This is a genomic window from Brachybacterium sp. SYSU DS0246 (genome assembly GCF_059391765.1).
Genome location: NZ_JBZXYT010000020.1, coordinates 37,724 through 54,321, shown reverse-complemented (window position 1 = coordinate 54,321; position 16,598 = coordinate 37,724). Strand labels below are relative to the sequence as shown.

14 protein-coding genes are annotated in these 16,598 nt (G+C 72.9%); 4 read left to right on the top strand and 10 right to left on the bottom strand.

Annotated elements, in window-relative coordinates:
• Positions 1–24: 24 nt before the first annotated feature.
• The 3 genes from topA to AC5020_RS11345 all read right to left on the bottom strand — a co-directional run bounded on the left by topA (position 25) and on the right by AC5020_RS11345 (position 5,534).
• Positions 25–2,781: a type I DNA topoisomerase gene (topA, locus tag AC5020_RS11355; protein ID WP_464988365.1), complete on the bottom strand. Its 2,757-nt coding sequence runs from the start codon at positions 2,779–2,781 to the stop codon at positions 25–27.
• 102 nt (positions 2,782–2,883) lie between these two features.
• Entirely contained in the window at positions 2,884–3,912 is a 1,029-nt protein-coding gene (locus tag AC5020_RS11350) for a phosphatase PAP2 family protein (RefSeq protein ID WP_464988364.1), read from the bottom strand.
• Entirely contained in the window at positions 3,909–5,534 is a 1,626-nt protein-coding gene (locus tag AC5020_RS11345) for a DUF7059 domain-containing protein (protein ID WP_464988363.1), read from the bottom strand. Before AC5020_RS11345 ends, AC5020_RS11350 begins: the two co-directional genes overlap by 4 nt.
• 76 nt (positions 5,535–5,610) lie before the next feature.
• On the opposite strand from AC5020_RS11345, the gene AC5020_RS11340 reads away from it, so the two are divergent.
• Positions 5,611–8,133, top strand: coding sequence for a DEAD/DEAH box helicase (locus AC5020_RS11340; protein WP_464988362.1), 2,523 nt, complete (start codon positions 5,611–5,613; stop codon positions 8,131–8,133).
• A gap of 98 nt (positions 8,134–8,231) precedes the next feature.
• On the opposite strand, the gene AC5020_RS11335 is transcribed toward AC5020_RS11340, so the two are convergent.
• From AC5020_RS11335 to AC5020_RS11305, 7 genes are all read right to left on the bottom strand, one after another.
• Positions 8,232–8,564 (bottom strand): Rv3654c family TadE-like protein, encoded by a 333-nt coding sequence (locus AC5020_RS11335; RefSeq protein ID WP_464988361.1) that lies wholly within the window; start codon positions 8,562–8,564, stop codon positions 8,232–8,234.
• Positions 8,561–8,956, bottom strand: a complete 396-nt coding sequence (locus AC5020_RS11330) for a TadE family type IV pilus minor pilin (RefSeq protein ID WP_464988360.1) — start codon at positions 8,954–8,956, stop codon at positions 8,561–8,563. The genes AC5020_RS11335 and AC5020_RS11330 overlap by 4 nt, the downstream gene beginning before the upstream one ends.
• A complete protein-coding gene (locus AC5020_RS11325; protein ID WP_464988359.1) occupies positions 8,956–9,156 on the bottom strand; it encodes a DUF4244 domain-containing protein in 201 nt (66 codons plus the stop codon). Before AC5020_RS11325 ends, AC5020_RS11330 begins: the two co-directional genes overlap by 1 nt.
• 204 nt (positions 9,157–9,360) lie before the next feature.
• Complete coding sequence (locus AC5020_RS11320) at positions 9,361–10,461, bottom strand: type II secretion system F family protein (protein ID WP_377792942.1); 1,101 nt, start codon at positions 10,459–10,461, stop codon at positions 9,361–9,363.
• Positions 10,458–11,741 carry a TadA family conjugal transfer-associated ATPase gene (locus AC5020_RS11315; RefSeq protein WP_464988358.1) on the bottom strand — a complete coding sequence of 428 codons (1,284 nt, stop codon included), beginning with the start codon at positions 11,739–11,741 and terminating at the stop codon, positions 10,458–10,460. Before AC5020_RS11315 ends, AC5020_RS11320 begins: the two co-directional genes overlap by 4 nt.
• Positions 11,738–12,916, bottom strand: coding sequence for a CpaE-like family protein (locus AC5020_RS11310; RefSeq protein WP_464988357.1), 1,179 nt, complete (start codon positions 12,914–12,916; stop codon positions 11,738–11,740). The genes AC5020_RS11315 and AC5020_RS11310 overlap by 4 nt, the downstream gene beginning before the upstream one ends.
• 448 nt (positions 12,917–13,364) lie before the next feature.
• Positions 13,365–14,165 carry an exodeoxyribonuclease III gene (locus AC5020_RS11305; RefSeq protein WP_377018304.1) on the bottom strand — a complete coding sequence of 267 codons (801 nt, stop codon included), beginning with the start codon at positions 14,163–14,165 and terminating at the stop codon, positions 13,365–13,367.
• 89 nt (positions 14,166–14,254) lie between these two features.
• Here AC5020_RS11305 and AC5020_RS11300 point away from each other — a divergent pair, with 89 nt between their 5' ends.
• From AC5020_RS11300 to AC5020_RS11290, 3 genes are all read left to right on the top strand, one after another.
• On the top strand, positions 14,255–15,100 hold the full coding sequence (locus tag AC5020_RS11300; protein WP_464988356.1) for an SDR family NAD(P)-dependent oxidoreductase: 846 nt from the start codon (positions 14,255–14,257) through the stop codon (positions 15,098–15,100).
• 110 nt (positions 15,101–15,210) lie between these two features.
• Positions 15,211–15,825 carry an orotate phosphoribosyltransferase gene (locus AC5020_RS11295; protein ID WP_464988355.1) on the top strand — a complete coding sequence of 205 codons (615 nt, stop codon included), beginning with the start codon at positions 15,211–15,213 and terminating at the stop codon, positions 15,823–15,825.
• Positions 15,826–15,834: 9 nt separating this feature from the next.
• Complete coding sequence (locus AC5020_RS11290) at positions 15,835–16,473, top strand: TrmH family RNA methyltransferase (protein ID WP_464988354.1); 639 nt, start codon at positions 15,835–15,837, stop codon at positions 16,471–16,473.
• Positions 16,474–16,598: the final 125 nt, after the last annotated feature.

Below are 16,598 nucleotides of genomic sequence, written 5' to 3'. Positions count from 1 at the left end.
TGCCGCGTGCCGGCCCCGAGGGACTCACTTCTTCGTCGTGGTGCTCTTCTTCCGGGTCGTCGAACCCTTGGACGTCGAGCCCTTGGTCGTCGAGCTCTTGGAGGTGGAGCGGCGGGCGGCCGGCTTCTTGGCCGGACCCTTCGCCCGCTTCTCCGCGAGCTTCTCCACGGCCACCTTCTCCGTGATCTCCTCGACCGATTCGCTCGAGCGCAGCGAGACGTTGGTGGAGCCGTCGGTGATGTACGGGCCGAAGCGCCCGTCCTTGATCACGATCGGCTTCTCGCTGGTGGGATCGGTGCCCAGCTCCTTCAGAGGGGGCTTCGCGGCCGCCCGGCCGCGCGTCTTGGGCTGGGCGTAGAGCTTCTCCGCCTCCTCCATGGTGATCGTGAACAGCTGCTCCTCGCTCTCGAGGGAGCGCGAGTCCGAGCCCTTCTTCAGGTAGGGGCCGTAGCGACCGTTCTGCGCCGTGATCTCCGTGCCGTCCTCCGTGGTGCCGACGACGCGGGGCAGGCTCAGCAACTTCAGCGCGTCCTCGAGGGTCACGGTCGCCAGATCCATGGACTTCAGCAGCGAGGCCGTGCGCGGCTTGGGCTTCTTGCTCTTGGCCGTCGACTTCTTCGCCGTCCCCTCCGCGCCCTCGTCGGCCTCCGGCAGGATCTCGGTGATGTAGGGGCCGAAGCGACCGTCCTTGGCGACGAGCTCGTGCCCGGTCTCGGGGTCCACTCCCAGCACACGGCCGTCGTCCTTGGCGCGTTCGAGCAGCTCGGAGGCGACCTCGACGGTCAGTTCGTCCGGCGCGATGTCATCGGAGACGGACGCGCGCTGTGGCTCGCCGCCCTCGATCGGCTCGCCGTTCTCGTCGCGGGGCTGGCGTTCGACGTAGGCGCCGTAGCGGCCCACGCGCAGAGTGATGCCCTCGCCGATCTCGATGCTGTTGATGGCGCGGGCGTCGATGTCGCCGAGATCGTCGACCATGGGCTTCAGCCCGATGGGCCCCTCGGACCCGTCCGAGAGGTAGAAGTCCTCCAGGTACTGCGCCCGGCCCAGCTCACCGCGGGCCATGCGGTCCAGCTGCTCCTCCATCTGAGCGGTGAAGTCGTAGTCGATGAACGCTCCGAAATGCTCCTCGAGCAGACGGACGACGGCGAACGCGGTCCAGCTGGGCACCAGGGCGGTGCCGCGGCGCAGCACGTAGCCGCGATCCTGGACGGTCGCCACGGTGGAGGCGAAGGTCGAGGGGCGGCCGATCCCGCGCTCCTCGAGCGCTCGCACCAGCGAGGCCTCGGTGTAGCGCGGGGGAGGGGTGGTGCTGTGCCCGTCCGGGACCAGCTCGCGGGTATCGAGCGTCTGGCCCTCCTCCATCAGCGGCAGGCGCTTGTCGCTGCCGCTGTCGGAGTCCTCCTTGTACCGCGTGGCGTCCCGGCCCTCCTCGTAGGCGGCCAGGAAGCCGCGGAAGGTGATCACGGTGCCGGAGGCACGGAAGGTCGCGGCGCGCTCCCCGCTTTCGACCAGCAGCTCGACGGTGGAGGTGGTGCCCTTGGCGTCGGCCATCTGCGAGGCGACGGTGCGCTTCCAGATCAGTTCGTAGAGGCGGAACTCATCGCCCGAGAGGGATCCGGAGACCTCGGCCGGAGTGCGGAAACGATCCCCGGCGGGGCGGATCGCCTCGTGCGCCTCCTGCGCGTTCTGGGACTTGGTCTGGTAATAGCGCGGCTTGTCCGGCACGTACTGGGAGCCGTACAGCTCCGCGGCCTGGCCGCGGGAGGCCTTGACGGCCTCTCCCGACAGCGCCACCGAGTCGGTACGCATGTAGGTGATGTAGCCGTTCTCGTACAGCGACTGCGCGATCCGCATCGCCTGCCGGGCACCGAGGCGCAGCTTGCGGGAGGCCTCCTGCTGCAGCGAGGAGGTGGTGAACGGCGCCGCGGGGCGGCGGGTGTACGGCTTCGAATCCAGCGAGGTGACCGTGGCGGGGGCGTCGGTCAGGGTCTCGACGAGCTCCCGGGTGGAGGCCTCGGTGAGAACGGTCGCGTTCTGCGCCCGCGACTTCAGGGTGCCGTCGTCGGCGAAGTCGCTGCCGGTGGCGACGCGCGAGCCGTCGACGGTGGCGATCTTGGCGGTGAACTGCTCGGCCTCGGCGCCGAAGGTGCCGGTCACGTCCCAGTAGTCGGCGGGGACGAACGCCATCCGCTCGCGCTCGCGCTCGACCACGAGGCGGGTCGCGACGGACTGCACGCGTCCGGCCGACAGGGAGGGCTTGATCTTGCGCCACAGCACCGGGGAGAGCTCGAAACCGACCAGACGGTCCAGGATGCGGCGGGTCTCCTGCGCGTCGACCAGGTGGGAGTCGATCTCGCGGGTGTTCTCCAGCGCCCCCAGGATCGCGTCGCGCGTGATCTCGTGGAACACCATCCGCTTGACCGGCAGGGACTTCTTGGGTTTGAGGGTCTCCAGCAGATGCCAGGCGATCGCCTCGCCCTCGCGGTCCTCATCGGTGGCGAGGTAGAGGGTGTCGGCGTCCTTGAGGGCCTTCTTGAGGTCCGCGACGGTCTTCTTCTTGTCCGGGCTGACGATGTAGTAGGGCTCGAAGCCGCCCTCGACGTCGACCCCGAACTTCCCGTAGGGCCCCTTCTTCATCTCGGCGGGCAGGTCGCGGGGCACCGGGATGTCACGGATGTGTCCCACCGATGCCTGGACGATGAAGTCGTCCCCGAGGTAGCGGCCGATCGTCCGCGCCTTCGCCGGGGACTCGACGATCACCAGATGTCGTCCGCCAGTCACGTTGCTGTGTCCTTCCTCGCCGCGAGACGTCGCGGCCCGTCCGCCGTGGCAAGGTGCCGAGGTCAGGGTTGTCCGAGCACGTACTGCGCGCTCGGCGATTGTTCACGGTACACGTTCGCCGGGGCGGGTCCTGTGTGAGATCGGCGTGCGCAGAAGCAGCACCAGAGCCATCCAGGCAGCGGTGCACCCGCCGATGACGGCGGCCATCGCGGAGAACGCGGTGGCCTGCTGGGCCCCGTCCTGGAGGTCCAGCGGCAGCTGCAATGAGACGAGTTCGTAACCCCCGACGCCGAGCCCGGCCAGGCCGGCCAGAGCCAGCAGGAGCGCCACCACGGAATCGACGGCGCTCGTGCGCAGCCGCAACAGGGGGCCCGTGGAGCCGTCCGGCCCGGCGACGTCCGCTCCCGGGGCGCCCCTGCGCCGGCGCCCGTGCCCGGTGCGCCGGGCACTGCGAGCCAGGCGGCGCCTGGTGCCCAGCCCGTCGAGGGCGAGGACCAGGAACGTCCACGCCGCCACCAGCACGAGCGCGCCGAGGACGTCGCTGGGCCGGTGCCAGCCCAGTACCACCGTCCCGATGCCTGCGCTCGCCGTCCACGCCGTCCCCAGCGGGGCGAGCACGGCCCGGGCGCCGCCGGAAGCCAGCACCAGCGCGATCACCGCCGTCGCGGCGAGCGTGGTGTGGCCGGAGGGGAACGAGTTCGGGGTGATCTCGATGCCCAGCCCCAGCGGCTCGCGCGAGACCAGGAAGTGCTTGACCACCTGGGTGGTGAGATTCGCGCCCGCCACCAGCACCGCCAGCGGCAGCAGCAGGCGCCACCGGCCGCGGACCAGCACCAGCACCAGGGAGAGGGCCAGCAGCACCGCGATCACGGGCAGGCTGACCGTCCCCACGGCCAGTTCCGCGTACTGCGCCAGGCGGCCCTCGTGGTCGAGCGCACCGGACAGCGCCAGCTCGTCCAGCCGCTGCCCGCTCGCGGTGCCCACGGCCGTCCGCGCCAGCAGCGTGACCGCCGCGACGCAGACGGCTGCCGACAGCAGCGACAGCAGGGGCCGGGCGAGGCCGCCGACGCGGCGGCGGGACCCGGCGCTGTGGTCCCCGGTGGGGTCGGTCGCGGTGCGTCCGGCGGTCATAGAGTCACCATCCTGCTGATCACGAGTTCACGCACCGCCGGCAGGACCCGCGCGCGGGACTCGTGCTCGTCGGCGTCGGTCAGGGCGCATACGGCGGCGAGGACCTGACCGAGGGTAAGGGTCCCATCCAGTGCGCCGACGGTCGCCGCGAGTATCTGGTCGGCCCGGACCACGCGGGCGAACCCGGCGCCCTGGGCCAGTTCGATGAGCGTGGGGTCCCATGCGCCCGGCGTGAGGTGGCGCCGCTCGATGACGTCGGCTGCGCGCACCGGGCGGAGGGCGGCCAGGGCGTCGTCATCCAGGGCCGCGAGTTCGTCGATCGCGTCCAGGCCGTCGGCGAGATGGGCGGCCAGGGACCCGGTCCCGGTGCCCGCGGCCTGTTCGGTGCGCAGCACTGCGGGGCGAGGCAGGGCAGGGACCGGCCGGGCGCCGTGGTCCGGGCGTCGCAGCAGCAGATAGCCGAAGCCGATGCCCTCCACATCGCGCGCGGCGAAATCGTCCAGCCACGCCTCCAACAGCGGGGACCAGCGGGCGTCGCGCTCGGTGATGCCACCGTCACGGGCCCAGGTCTCCGCGTACTGGGCGGGATCCTCCTGCTCGCGCTGGATCACCCAGGCGTCCACGCCGTCGGCTCTCGCGGGATCGAGCCAGGCTCGCGGATGCGCGTCCCACGGCTGATCGCGGGAGATCTCCCAGTTCCCGAGCAACACGGCGCTGCCGCCCGGTGCCAGGTGTGCCGGGACCGCCTCCAGCAGCTCGGCGAGCAGCGAATCCCCGGCGCGGCCGCCGTCGCGGTAGGTCCAGCGAGCCTCCTCCTGCGCTGCCTCGCGCGGAGTGATCACGAAGGGAGGGTTGGAGACGATCAGGTCGAAGCTCTCCCCGGCCACCGGGTCCAGGAGCGATCCCTGTCGCAGCTCGATCTCGACGTCGTTGAGCGCCGCGTTGAAGGCGGCGAAGGCCAGCGCCCGCCGTGAGAGATCGGTGGCCACGACGTGATCGGCATGCCGGGCGGCGTGCAGCGCCTGGATCCCGCCGCCGCAGCCCAGATCGAGCACGGTGGCGACCCGGGTGCGCGGCGTGATCCGCGCCAGGGTGAGCGAGGCCCCGCCGATACCGAGGACATGGTCGGGGCCCAGCGCCTGCCCGGTGGCCAGCTCGGAGAGATCCGAGGCGATCCACCAGGCGATCTGACCGGCGTCGTCGCTGGCTGCATACGGGGCGAGGTCGACGGCGGCGCGCAGCAGCGGCTCGGCGGTCTCCGCAGCTCCGGGAGTCTCCCGTGACGCGGCCGGGATCAGCAGGCCCAGCGCGCTCGCCCCGTCGGCGCCCAGCGTGGGCAGTGCGCGCTGGATCACGGAGCGGGGCACCACGGCTCCCAGGGTGAACAGGCGGAAGAGGACGGCGGCGGCGTCGGTGCGGCCCTCCAGGGCACGGCGGGCCGGCACGGGATTCTCGCGGCGCAGGGCGGCGACGGCGACCGGTCCCAGCAGGGCCTCGGTGGTCTCGACCGTGTAGGAGGCGGCAGTGAGGTCCGCGCGCAGCGCAGCGATCTGCTCCGGCACGACCCGCGGCGGGGCGGGCGTCGGGGTCCGTGAGGGCGCCGCTGGCGAGTCGGGTGGCATGGCTACGATTGTGCCCCAGCCACCTGGAGCCGGAACGGAGGCCAGGTGTGGACGATGCGCAGGGAATGAGGAGCGGATGCGGGCAGGCAGAGCGGCCGATCTCCTGGCCGATCTCACGCAACCGCCGACCCGCCGAACGTGCCTGACCCACGTCGAGGAGCGTCCGGCCCGGGAGGGCCGCCGCGGCTTCTTCCCCGAGTGGGCGGACCCGCGCCTGGTCGCGCACCTGGCTGAGCGCGGAATCACTGCGCCGTGGATCCATCAGCAGGAAGCCGCGGAACTCGCCCATGGCGGCACGCACGTGGTGCTGGCCACAGCGACTGCCTCGGGCAAGTCGCTGGGGTACCTGCTGCCCGTGCTCACCGCGATCGGCGCCCGTGAGCTCGAGCCGGAGGCGCGCCGTGCCACCGCGCTGTATCTCTCGCCGACCAAGGCGCTCGCCGCGGATCAGCTGACCAACATCACCACCATGGCCGACGGGGCCGGACTGCGTGATGCCCGGATCGCGGTCTATGACGGGGACACCCCCACCGAGCAGCGGCGGTGGGTGCGCCGCCACGGAACCGTGGTGCTGACCAACCCGGACATGCTGCACTTCGGGATCCTGCCCGGCCATGAGCAGTGGGCGAGCTTCTTCCGCGCTCTGCGCTACGTGGTCATCGACGAGTGCCACAGCTACCGCGGCGTCTTCGGCAGCCACGTGGCGATGGTGATGCGTCGCCTGCGCCGGATCGCCGCCCACTACCGCGCCGACCCGACCTTCATCCTGGCCTCGGCCACCACGGCGAACCCGGAGCTGTCCGCCTCCCGGCTCATCGGGCAGGACGTCACCCCGGTCGTCGAGGACGGCTCCCCGCGGGCCGGGCTGACCATCGGGCTGTGGGAACCGGGCACGCGCACGCGCGTCGACGGACGCGGTCCGGGACGGGGCGATGACGCCGGCCCCGAGGGCGAGGCGGATCCCGCCGGCGCGGGAGCCGGGTCCGGCCCGGACGCCGCGAAGGCCACGGACGACGGCGCCCCGGCCGGGGTAGATGCCGGAGATGGCGAAGGCGGGGCCACGAGTGGCAGCGGCGCCACGAGCGAGGAGCCGCTGCGTCGCTCGCCCACCAGCGAAGCCGGAGCGATCCTGGCCGACCTCGTCGAGCGCGACGTCCAGACACTGGTCTTCGCCCGCTCCCGGCGCGGCGCTGAACTGGTCTCGGGCAGTGCCCGGCGGCTGCTCGAGCAGAAGGCAGAGCACGCCTTCGCTCCGGAGCTCGCGGACAGGGCGAAGCGCGTGGCCGCCTACCGCGGCGGGTACCTCGCCCGGGAACGCCGGGCTCTCGAGGACTCTCTGCGCTCGGGCGAGCTCAAGGCGCTCGCCTCCACCAACGCCCTCGAGCTCGGCATCGACATCGCCGGGCTGGACGCCGTCGTGGTCGCCGGCTGGCCGGGCACCCGCGCGTCCCTGTGGCAGCAGTTCGGCCGGGCCGGGCGCCGTCAGGACCGCGACGGCGGCGCGCTCGCCCTGTTCGTCGCACGGGAGGACCCGCTGGACACCTACGTCGTCCACCACCCCGAGACCGTGTTCGGGGCTGAGGTCGAGGCCGCGGTGTTCGATCCCGCGAACCCGTACGTCATGACCCCTCACCTGTGCGCAGCGGCCTCGGAGCTGGCAATCCGCGACGGTGAGGAGAGCATCTTCGGACCCACCGCTCGCGACCTGCTGACCACGCTCGCCGCTCGCGGCGTGCTGCGCTCGCGCCCCACCGGCTGGTACTGGACCATGACGGAGTCCGCGCACGAGCTGACCGATCTGCGCGGCAGCGGCGGGGAACCGGTGCGGATCGTCGAGGAGGCCAGCGGCACACTGCTGGGCACGGTCGACGCCGCCAGCGCGCACACCCAGGTCCACGACGGCGCCGTGTACCTCCACCAGGGCATGAGCTATGTGGTGAATCATCTGGACGTGGAGCGGGCGGTCGCGTTCGTCCATCGCGAGGATCCGCTGCACTCGACCCATCCCCAGACCACCTCGACCATCCGCATCCGGCAGGTGGACCGCGAGGTGGCGTGGTCCGGTGGGGTCCAGCTGTGCTTCGGCACGGTGGACGTCACCGACCAGGTCACCGGCTACCAGGTGCGGGACGTGTTCACGCAGACGGTCCTGGCCCAGCATCCGCTGGATCTGCCCCCGCGCACCCTGACCACCAAAGCCGTGTGGTGGGTGATCCCGCAGGAGCGCACCGACGCCGCCGAGATTCCCGGGGAGGAGCTGCCCGGGGCCCTGCACGCCGCCGAGCATGCCGCGATCTCCATGCTGCCGCTGCTGGCCACCTGCGACCGGTGGGACATCGGAGGGGTCTCGGCCGCCCAGCACGAGGACACCGGCGAGCCGACCATCTTCGTCTACGACGGAGCGCCCGGCGGTGCCGGCTTCGCCGAGCGCGGCGCCGAGGACGCACACGCCTGGCTCAGAGCCACCGCGGACATGATCGCGGAGTGCCCGTGCGAGGCGGGGTGCCCCGCCTGCGTGGTCTCCCCGAAGTGCGGCAACGGCAACGAGCCGCTGTCCAAGGCTCAGGCCGAACGCCTGCTGGAGATCCTCCACCCCTGACCTCCGCAGAGGCTCCTCGCCCGGCCACTCGAGGTCGGCCGCCGCCGACGTTCCCAGCCTCTCGACCCCCGGGAATCGGGTGATCGTCGACCGCGAGTTCACGGCAGGTCCGCGGGGCCGGGGCCCGCCCGCGCGCGGGCCGTTGCCGCGGGCAGGGGAGAGGCATCGACCTGGACCTGCACGAGCACGTCCCACTCCCGCTGCTCGCAGCTGGTCAGCTGCGCACCGTTGCGGGAGGCGGCTTCCGCCGCCACCGCGCAGGGTTCGCCGCTGGCCGCCGCCAGGGCGTCGGCCCCCGCGAGGGACGCTAGGTCCGCGGCGGTCGCCGCGCGCGACTGCGCAAGCAGCCCGGTGCCCAGCAGGGACAGCCCGGCCAGGGCCGCGGTCGTCGCTCCCGTCCAGGCCAGGACTCCGGCGGCACCCGTGCTCACGAGACGCCGCCGTCGATCAGGTGCGGCTCCCGCCGCGCTTCCGCATCGGCGCTCAGCTCCCAGTTCGCCCCGGCCAGCGGTCCCGAGGGAGCCTGCAGGGTCCGAGTCGTTTCGACGTGCACCCACACGCCGGTACCGGAGACATGGACCTGAGTGCCCTCGCCGCCGATGCGCTGAGCGGTCGCGACCGCCGCACCGGCATCCTCCCCGCGCGCGAGCTCGCGGGCAGCGCCGCGGGCTGCGCTCTCCAAGCGGATCTGGGTGCCCAGCCCCGCTCCGGTCAACAGGATGACGACCACCATCGCGACCACGACGGGCAGCACGATCGCCGTCTCCGCCGTGGCGGACCCCCGGTCGTCCCGCCAGCGGGACGACCGGGCGGACCGCGTCATCACGAGCCCATCGACAGGGCCGAGGTGATGATGCCCAGCAGGATCTCGCGCACCTCCCCGGACGCCAGCAGGGCGACCAGGACAGCGGCGAACCCGCAGGCAGCGAGCACCGTGATGGCATACTCGGCGGTCGATGCGCCGGCCTCGTCCCGCATCACACGGTCGAGGGCGCGGCGCATCCGGATCTTGGTCACGGACATGGTGTTCTCCTTCTCGTCGTGGGCGGCGCACCGCCCGTGGATGAGCGGCCGTGGCCGCTCGGTCCGGAACGGCGGGCGCCGTTCCGGGAGGGCAGCCGCAGCTGCCGACGTGGGCCAGGGCCCACGCACCGGGAGGCTCCCGGTGGTCGGAGGGGTCGCGGGGAGGTGCCGCGCGACCGGGTCGAGGGCTCCCTGGGCGGGAGCTCATGGCACGGCGCCCGCCGTGGTGAGCGAGAACGTGCCGCCGAGCAGCGACATGACGGTGGGGATGATGCCCAGGACCACGAACGCGGGCAGAAGCGCGAGACCGGTGGGCAGCACCAGGCGCACCGCGAGCTGAGCGGCCCGTACCTCGGCGTGCCGAGCCCGGCCGCGCCGGGCGTCGCGGGCCGCAGAGCGCAGGACGTGGGCGAGATCCGCACCGGCCGTCTCCGCGAGGACCGCGGACTCCCCGAGCGCTGTGAACTCCGCCGGCAGCTCCCGGGTGGCCACAGCTGCAGGGACTCCGGCCTCCAGAGATGTCGCGAGCCGCTCGAGAGCGTGGGCGTCCGGTCCGGCCGTGAGGGCGCCGGCCACCGCGGAGACGGACCGGGACAGCGGCAGCCCGGATTCGAGGGCGCCGGCGATCAGCTCGAGCACGACCGAGGGATCCACGCGCTGCCCGCTGGGCGGATCGGCCCGGCGGATCAGGCGCCGCATCCACCACCAGCCCAGCCCGGTCAGCGCGATGCCGAGCGCGCCCATCAGGTTCCCGGCGGGCGAGGCCAGCAGCAGCCGGAGCGGATCCCCGCCGAGGAGGATCCCCAGTCCGAGCCCGGCCAGGGGAAGCACCAGCAGGATCCGGGCGGTGGAGCGGGGCCCGGCGAAGGCACTGCGGCGGGCCTGGGCGGCGTCGTGGAGGTCCCGGAGCGCATCGGCCAGGCTCTGCAGCATTCCTGCCGTCGGCGCCCCGGTGCGCTCGCAGACGGTCAGTGCGGCGCCGAGGGAACCGATCACCTCCGTCTGCCGCAGTCGCCCCGGGGCTCCGCGTCTCGGATCGGCCCCGGCCGCGGCGGCGCGGGCCAGCTCGGTGAGCTCACCCTCGGGCAGGGACCGGGCGATGGCGCCCCAGGCCTGACGGATGCTGGAGCCGGAGCTGATCACGGTGGCGAGCTGCTCGATCATGCGCGCCACCTCGAGGGTGCCCGCACCAGCGCGTGGGACCCGGGCTCTCACCGGGCGGGGGCCGGCCAGGACCGGTGGGGGAGTGAGCACCCAGGCGAGCGTGGCCGCGGCGGTCAGAGTGAGAAGCGCAGTGACGATCATGCCGCCCTCCGTCGCGCCCGGGTCTCCGGGGACGAGGAGGAGGGGCCGGTCCCGGCCGGGGCGGGCGAGGAGGCGCCGCAGCCGGTCTCGGCCGCGGGCGAGGCCGCACGGCCGGGCGGGTGCAGCCGTGCCGCCAGTTCCCCGGCCGCCGGGCCCTCCCGCAGCTTTCCCCCGTCCACCCTCAGCGCTGTGGTCGCTCCCAGCGTCCCCTCCCGGTCCCGGTGCAGCAGGGCGATCTCGTCGAGGGCGCGGACCCCGTCGTGCCGCCCGAGGTGGACGACCACCTCGAGGGCGCTGCCGACCTGGGCCGCGAGAGCGCCCCGGTCCAGGCCGCCGAGCGCGCCCAGGGCCTCCAGGCGTGCCGGCACGTCCCTCGCGGTGTTGGCGTGGACGGTGCCGCAGCCGCCCTCGTGGCCCGTGTTCAGGGCTTGCAGCAGCTCCCGGATCTCCGCGCCCCGGCACTCACCGAGCACGATCCTGTCAGGGCGCATCCGCAGGCTCTGGCGCACCAGGGCGGTGAGGTCCACGGCGCCCGCGCCCTCACTGTTGGCGTGGCGGGACTGCAGGTGGACCACGTGCGGGTGGTCGACGGCGAGTTCGAGCACGTCCTCGACCACCACGATCCGCTCATCGGCCGGGACCTCGCGCAGCATCGCCGCCAGCAGTGTCGACTTCCCGGTGCCGGTGCCACCGGTGACCAGGAACGGGACCCGGGCCGTGATGACGGCCATGAGCACCTCGCGGGCCTCCCGGCCGAATGCGCCCAGCCGCTGGAGGTCATCGAGATCGAGGCGCTCCTGGCCGGGGAGACGCAGCGAGAGGATCGCTCCGCCCGGCGACAGCGGGGGCAGCACCGCGTGGAACCTGATGCCCGAGGGCAGGTGCGCATCGGCCCAGGGGACCGCGTCGTCCAGACGTCGTCCGCCGGCGGTCGCCAGCCGTACTGCGAGGTCCCGGGCCTGTGCGGGAGCGAGATGGATCGCGGCGGGGCGCAGCCCGTCTGCGTCGTCGAGCCACACCGAGCCGTCGTCGTTGACCAGGAGGTCCGTCACGCCGGGCCCGGTCAGTGGCTGCAGAGGGCCGAGCCCGTCGATGTGGTCGCGGATGCGCGTGGTCAGCTCGAGGGTGGCCGCGGCGCCGAGCACCCTGCCCTGCCGGCGCAGCACCCGGGCGATGCGGGGCACGTCCACCGCGCCGGGTGATCGCACGAGGTCTTCCCGCACCAGCTCCAGCAGAGGAGAGAGCTCCGCGTCGGAGGTGGGCGGGTGCACGGTGCTCATGACGCCCTGCCCGCAGCCAGCCCGGTGAGCAGCCGGCGTGCTGCGCGGTCGGCGCCGCGGCGCCGCGCATCCAGCAGGGGCACCGTCGAGCGGGGGCTGTCGCGGAACGATGCGGCCAGCGGCAGGTCGAGATCGTGGGCGACCTCCGCCGGCGTCAGGGGCCCGCGCCGGCGCACCACGGCCTGCGCCAGCATCTCGGGTGGGCGCCACGCGCGCAGACGGCGAGCACTCGCCCGGACTGCATGATCCGTGGAGGGGACCACCATGAACAGGTGATCAGCGTGCTCGGCGGCGACGGGTACGAGACCGGCACCGAGGTCCACCACCACCGTTCCGCCCAGCGGGGACAGCGCCGAGAGGACGCGGGAGAGGGTCTGCGGATCGGGGCCGGCATGGTCCCCGGAGATCAGCAGGTGCACGTCGTCGACCCGGGGCAGGCCCTCGCGCAGTGCCTCTCCGTCGTCGGCACCCAGTCCGGTCGCCTCCTGCCACCCGATGCCGCTGGTGGGCGAGGTCTCGACCAGGAGATCCAGGCCGCCGCCGAGGGGATCGGCGTCGACCAGGACCACCGGACCGTGGGTGCGCGCGGCTCCGGCGAGACGTGCAGCGAAACTGGAGGCACCCGCCCCTCCGCAGCCGCCGGCCACGGCGAGCACCGTGGAGGCACCGCGGGGCCGCGCCAGCTCGGAGAACTGGGAGAGGAGCTGCTCGGATCCATCCGGCAGCGGGATCACGGCCAGGGCACCGGCGGCGAGGGCGTGCTGCCACAGCGATGCCGGGATGTCGACCTCGGCGGTGACCACGATCAGCGGGGAGCGGCTTCCGGCACCGTCCGAGTCGCCGCGCACGAGCGATGCTCCCTCGACCACGACGCATGCGCAGGGACCCGCGGAGGTGTCGGCGAGCGCCATCCCCGCGGCGGTGGCGTGGTCCCGGACGAGCTCGCGCAGGCTCTCGTCCTGACCGCTCCAGCGCACCTGGGCAGGGCTGTCCGCGGCTCCCGCCACCGGTCCGTCGGGCCCGGCGCTGCGTGCGGCCGCCCGACCGGGGAACCGGGAGCGCCGTCGCCTCGGGCCGGAGCCCGGATGGACATCCGGCTCGGTCCGCAGGGTGGGATCGTGGGGATCCGGCGGCCGCGATGCAGCCGGGAGCTGAGGGATGGTGGTGCTGGTCATGCGGCCAGCGTGACTGCTGCGGTGGGGCGCTCGCCCGGCAGTGGCCCGGGCGGTGGACGAGGCCGCTATGTGGAGGAAAGATCGCTCTCACCGAGGGCTTGCAGGGACCTCGCGGCGGGCGTAGTGTGATGTGGACAACGACGAATACCGGCACCGGAACCCACGTGCGACTGGTCCCCGCAACGGACCGGCTGCGAGGCGTCGAAAGCGCCACCGCAACCACTTATCGTGCACGCCTGATCCCGATGCAGATGGCTCGTCCGGAGCGGCGCCGCGACTGATCGCGACGCCGCTCCTCCTTGCGTCCTATCTCGCGTCTTATCTCCTCGCGGCGAGCCTCCGTGCGGCGGCGCATCCTCGCCTTCCGGCGGCGCATCCTCGTGGACCGCAGCCCGCCCTGGTCCGCCGGCCGTGGTCGTGGCGCGGGAACCGGCGGGGGAGGACCACCTCAGAACTCGAGGTCCACGATCACCGGGGCGTGGTCCGAGGCGCCCTTGCCCTTGCGCTCCTCGCGATCGATGAGCGAGCCGCGCACCGCGGACTGCACGGCCGGGGACCCGAGCACGAAGTCGATGCGCATGCCCTCCTTCTTCGGGAAGCGCAGGGCCTGATAGTCCCAGTAGGTGTACACACCGGGGCCCGGATGGTCGGGGCGCACCACGTCGGCGTAGCCGGCCTCGACCACCGCCCGGAACGCCGCCCGCTCCGGCTCGGTGACGTGCGTCTTCCCCTCGAAGAACTCCATGTCCCACACGTCCTCGTCCTGCGGGGCGACGTTGAAATCCCCGACGAACACCGTGCGCGACTGCGGGTTCGCGGCCAGCTCGCGCTCGCCCTCGGCGCGCAGCGCGTCCAGCCAGCGCAGCTTGTAGGCGTAGTGCGGGTGGCCGAGCTCGCGCCCGTTGGGCACGTACAGCGACCAGATCCGCAGGCCGTCACCGACCACGCCGCCGATCGCGCGGGCCTCGACCACGCCGGTGCCGTCCTCCGGCCAGGCCGGCACCGCCGGCAGCTCGGTGCGCACGTCGGTGAGGCCGACGCGGGAGATCAGCGCCACCCCGTTCCACTGATTCAGCCCGTGCGCGCGGACCTCGTAGCCCGCCGCCTCCAGGGCCGTGAGATCCAGCTGTTCGGGCTTGGCCTTGGTCTCCTGCAGAGCCAGCACGTCGACGTCGTGCCGCTCCAGGAAGGCCAGCACCCGATCCATCCGTGCCCGCAGCGAGTTGATGTTCCAGGTCGCGATCCGCATGGCCCCGATCCTACGGGCGGCGTCAGATCGACGCAGGCCCACGGCCCGTCGCCGCCGTCGTGCGGCCCGCGCAGTCGTAAACTCAGGACATGGCGCGCGCACTCGTCACCGGTTCGACGTCCGGACTCGGTCTGGAGTTCGCCTGGCAGCTGGCCGGGACCGGGCACGACCTCGTGCTGGTCTCGCGCGACGAGGACCGCCTGCGTGCGGTCTCCGAGCAGATCCGCGACGTCCACGACGTCAGCGTGGAGATCCTTCCCGCAGACCTCTCGGACCGACAGCACCTCGAGCGGGTCGCGGTCCGTCTCACCGATCCCGTCGACCGGATCGATCTGCTGGTCAACAATGCCGGCTACGGGCTCCGCGGCGGGTTCCTGGAGATCGGCGTGGGCGACCACGAGAAGCAGATGGACACCCTCATGAAGGCGGTCCTGGTCCTCTCCCACGCGGCGGCGCGCGCGATGGTCCAGCGCTGCCGCGGAGCGATCATCAACGTCAGCTCGCTCGCCGGGTACACCACCGCCGGCCCCTACGCCGCCTCCAAGAGCTGGGTCACGGTCTTCACCGAGTCGCTGGCGATGGAGCTCAAGGAGACCGGCGTGACCGCGACCGTCCTGCTGCCGGGGTTCGTGCAGACGGAGTTCCACGAGCGGGCCGCGATGACGATGGACGGCCTGCCGCGCGTCACCTGGCTGAAGGCCCCCTTCGTGGTCGAGCAGGCGCTCAAGGACGCCGCCAAGGGCAACGTCATGTCGATCCCATCGGTCAAGTACCGCACCGCCGGCGAGTTCTCCCGGATCGCCCCGCGCCCCCTCGTGCGCGCACTGACCTCACCGACCTGGTACCGCAGGATGCAGCAGCGGGCCGTGCTGCGCTCGCGCCGGAAGGCCTCGCGCCGCAACCTGCACGCCCCCTGGCAGCGCGAGGAGGGTTAGACGGGCCGACGGAACGGCGGCGCGATGCGGCCGACGGACTGCACGGCCGGCGGGGCCGACGGGCTGGACTTCCGACGGGACGACGAGGGAGAGTCCATTACGCTGGCATCATGCCGGAGACCAGCCCCGATTCCCCCGTGTCCGCTCCGATCGAGGTCGCCCGTGAGCGTCTGCGCGTCCTGATCCGGGACCTCGCCGTCGTCCGCGGACACGTCGTCCTCTCCTCGGGTGCCGAGGCGGATCACTACGTCGACCTGCGTCGCGTCACCCTCCACCACGAGGCGGCGCCGCTGGTCGGTCGAGTCATGCTGGACCTCCTGCACCGCGAGGGTCTGGTCCCCGGCGTCGAGGCCGTCGGCGGACTCACCCTCGGGGCGGACCCGGTCGCGACGTCGATCCTGCACGCGGCCGCTCACGCTCCCGGCGCCGCGGGCGATGAGCGCAGAGCGCTGGACGCGTTCGTCGTGCGCAAGGCCAACAAGGCCCACGGTCTGCAGCGACGCATCGAGGGGCCCGACGTCACCGGGCGCCGTGTCGTCGCCGTCGAGGACACCTCCACCACCGGGGGCAGCGTGCTGACCGCCTGCGAGGCACTCACCGAGGCCGGCGCCGACATCGCCGCCGTCGCCGTGATCGTGCACCGCTCCGAGGCGTCCCGCGAGGCCGTCGAGGCCGCCGGGTACCGCTACCTCGCGGCCTACGACATCTCCGAGCTGGAGATCTGAGCACCGTCCATGAGCGAGCCCGAACCCGGCCGCGAGGTCGGTGTCGGCCCCCATCCCGAGCCCTGGCCGGAGGATCCGCGCCTGGATCCTGAGCTGCTCGCGCACGGGGACCGCCGCAACGTCGAGGACCGCTACCGGTACTGGCGGCGCGAGGCGATCATCGCCGACCTCGACACCCACCGGCACGACCTGCACGTGGCCATCGAGAACCTCGAGCACGACGCGAACATCGGCTCCGTGGTGCGCACCGCGAACGCCTTCGCCGTCGGCGCCTTCCACATCGTCGGCCGGCGCCGCTGGAATCGCCGCGGGGCGATGGTCACCGACCGCTACCAGCACGAGATCCACCATCCCGACGCCGCCGAGCTCATCTCCTGGGCCCGGGCGCACGGCCGCCCGCTGGTCGCGATCGACCTGGTGCCCGGGGCCCTGCCGATCGAGCGCACACCGCTGCCGCGCGACGCGGTGCTGGTCGTGGGCCAGGAGGGTCCCGGCGTGAGCCCGGAGATCCTCGCCGCCGCGGACCTCGTCGTCGGCATCACCCAGTTCGGATCCACCCGCTCGATCAACGTCGCCGCCGCGGCCGCGATCGCGATGCACACCTGGATCATCCAGCACGCCGATCTCCCCGAGGGGCCGCTGCGCTGACGTATGCGCCGACCACGAGCCGCTGCGGCGGTGGCCGCTCTCGGGGGATGAGAGCCCGGTCGGCTCGGAAGGGCCCTATGGGACAATGAGCCGGATAGGACGATCGTGCGAGACGCACTCCGCGC